Genomic DNA, 2,724 nt, shown 5'->3' with positions numbered 1-2,724 from the left:
TCCAAAGAATCAAGAGCTACTTTCTAGGGCACAATTTCGACTAAAATTTGAGGAATTATTTTATATCCAATTGCAATTAATTATTAAAAATTTAATTCATAAATCGAAAATTAAAGGCTTTCCTTTTGATCAAGTTGGAACCTATTTTAATTCGTTTTTTAAAGACCATTTACCCTTCGAATTAACCAATGCACAGAAACGTGTTTTAAAAGAAATTCGTGCCGATTTAGGAAGTAATGCGCAAATGAATCGGCTTTTACAAGGAGATGTGGGTTCTGGAAAGACCATTGTAGCGTTTATGTCAATACTCATGGCACTTGACAACGATTACCAAGCGTGTTTAATGGCGCCGACTGAAATTTTGTCAGTCCAGCACTACAACGGATTATTGGAATGGTGTAATAAATTGAATATCAGTATTTCACTATTAACTGGTTCAAGTAAAACTTCAGAAAGACGTAAAATTCATGAATCTTTAGAAAATGGTGAATTACAAATCTTAATTGGCACACATGCCCTACTTGAAGATAAGGTAAAATTTAAAAATTTAGGGCTCGCAATAATTGATGAGCAACACAGATTTGGAGTAAAACAACGGAGTAAATTATGGAAGAAAAATAAGCTCCCACCACATGTTTTGGTGATGACGGCAACCCCCATTCCAAGAACCTTAGCGATGTCTGTTTATGGCGATTTAGACATCTCCATTATTGATGAATTACCACCTGGCAGAAAGTCTATAAAAACGGTACATCGCTATGATAAAAATCGACTAAAAGTTTTCAAATTTATTCGTGATGAAATTGATAAAGGACGACAAATCTATATCGTTTACCCTTTAATTCAAGAGAACGAAAAAATGGATTATAAAGATTTGATGGATGGCTATGAAAGTATCGCAAGAGATTTTCCGATGCCAAAATACCAGACTTCCATTGTTCATGGAAAAATGAAACCTGCCGATAAAGATTATGAAATGCAGCGTTTCATTAAAGGAGAAACACAAATTATGGTAGCCACAACCGTAATTGAGGTTGGTGTGAACGTTCCTAACGCTTCGGTTATGATTATTGAAAGTGCAGAACGTTTTGGTTTATCGCAACTCCACCAATTACGCGGACGCGTAGGTCGTGGTGCAGAACAAAGTTATTGTATTTTAATGACGAGCCACAAACTAAGCGCAAACAGTAAAACGCGTTTAGAAACCATGGTTAGAACTAATGATGGTTTTGAAATAGCTGAAGTCGACTTGCGTTTACGTGGCCCAGGAGATATGATGGGCACACAACAAAGTGGTGTTTTAAACCTTAAAATAGCCGATATTATTAAGGATCACGACATATTGCAATTAGCAAGATACCATGCAAAAACGGTTTTAAAAATTGACCCATCGCTGGCACTTCCTGAAAATCAAGTTTTTTTATATACCTATAAACAACTTGGTAAGTATAAAAATATCTGGAATTATATTTCTTGATGACCGAAGACGGGTGACGGAAGACGAATTGGCAATTTTAATTGGAACACGTAACTCGCATTAGGGATTGAAGTGAAACATTCATGTTCATGAATTCATTAATATAAAATAGAAAACCATGAATAAAAGCCCACAGCCCGACTAAGGAGGTGCGAGGACTTGTAACATAAAGCCCGACCCTTGTGGTAATGCCCAAATAATTAATAGGCAATTTTAATTTAATGCCTACTTTTACAAAAAACAAAAATTATGCTTGGTTTAAAATTAGCAACAGACCCGCGTTGGGTAAATATTGTAGAGTCGAATATTGAAGAAATACTCACCGATCATGCATGGTGTGAGCAAAAAGCAGCGACTAACGCTATTACAATCATAACGCTTAATTCTGAACATACCGAATTAGTTACAGATTTACTTTTACTTGCTCAAGAGGAATTAGAGCACTTCCAAATGGTACACGATATTATAAAAAAACGTGGCTATAAACTTGGTAGAGAACGCAAGGATAGCTACGTTAACGAGCTTTATAAGTTTATGAACAAAGGCGGAAGCAAACAACAAAGTATGGTAGATAGGTTGTTATTTTCTGCTATGATTGAAGCCCGAAGCTGCGAACGTTTTAAACTACTTTCACAAAAAATTAACGACAAAGAACTTGCTAAATTCTATCATGAGTTAATGATTAGCGAAGCTGGACATTACACCACTTTTATTGGGTTTGCACGCCAATATGGTAAAGGAATTGATGTTGATAAACGCTGGCAAGAACTTATTGATTTTGAAGCTGAAGTGATTCAGAATTATGGGAAATCTGAAACAATTCATGGCTAACACGCAACTATTGACATCTTATTGCATCTAGAAATAAAGTTTGTTTATGAAAATATTTTCGGTCTTAGCTCTAACAACAATTTCACTTTGCGCTGGTCTTTGCTGCTCTGGAGAGGATGACAATGATTATCAATCCTTCGAGGTGCAAAACGACACTATTATTAGTATTGAAAACGATGAAACTGTATTTCAATTAAATGATACTATTTTCATTAATACATTAATTAAAAACAGCCAAACTACAGTTGATAATGAAATAATAATACTATCGGATTTTTTAGACTTAGACGCAGACCCCTTTTTATATAATACCTTAATTTTATATAAAAAAACAAGCTTTGGTACACTAGCAAAAATAGCCGTTACAAACAGTAATATTATTATTTTAGATGGTTTAGCAGACAACACTTACGACG

3 protein-coding genes are annotated in these 2,724 nt (G+C 34.8%); all 3 read left to right on the top strand.

What is annotated here, in order from left to right:
• The coding region (recG, locus tag WBN21_RS15235; RefSeq protein WP_424201773.1) for an ATP-dependent DNA helicase RecG at positions 1 to 1,477 on the top strand (1,477 nt) is incomplete at its 5' end.
• Between the two features lie 249 nt (positions 1,478 to 1,726).
• Positions 1,727 to 2,308 (top strand): tRNA-(ms[2]io[6]A)-hydroxylase, encoded by a 582-nt coding sequence (locus WBN21_RS15230; RefSeq protein ID WP_424201771.1) that lies wholly within the window; start codon positions 1,727 to 1,729, stop codon positions 2,306 to 2,308.
• 46 nt (positions 2,309 to 2,354) lie between these two features.
• Positions 2,355 to 2,724, top strand: a 370-nt coding sequence (locus tag WBN21_RS15225; RefSeq protein ID WP_424201769.1) for a hypothetical protein, incomplete at its 3' end; no start/stop codon positions are given.

The organism is Algibacter sp. (assembly GCF_049667265.1).
Taxonomy (GTDB): domain Bacteria; phylum Bacteroidota; class Bacteroidia; order Flavobacteriales; family Flavobacteriaceae; genus Algibacter_B.
The sequence above is the reverse complement of the archived record's forward strand: the minus strand, read 5'-3'. Positions and strand labels throughout refer to the sequence as shown.

Bases quoted from the DNA above. Each gene is read 5' to 3' on its own strand.
- WBN21_RS15230 (WP_424201771.1), top strand. From the start codon at position 1,727: ATGCTTGGTTTAAAATTAGCAACAGACCCGCGTTGGGTAAATATTGTA.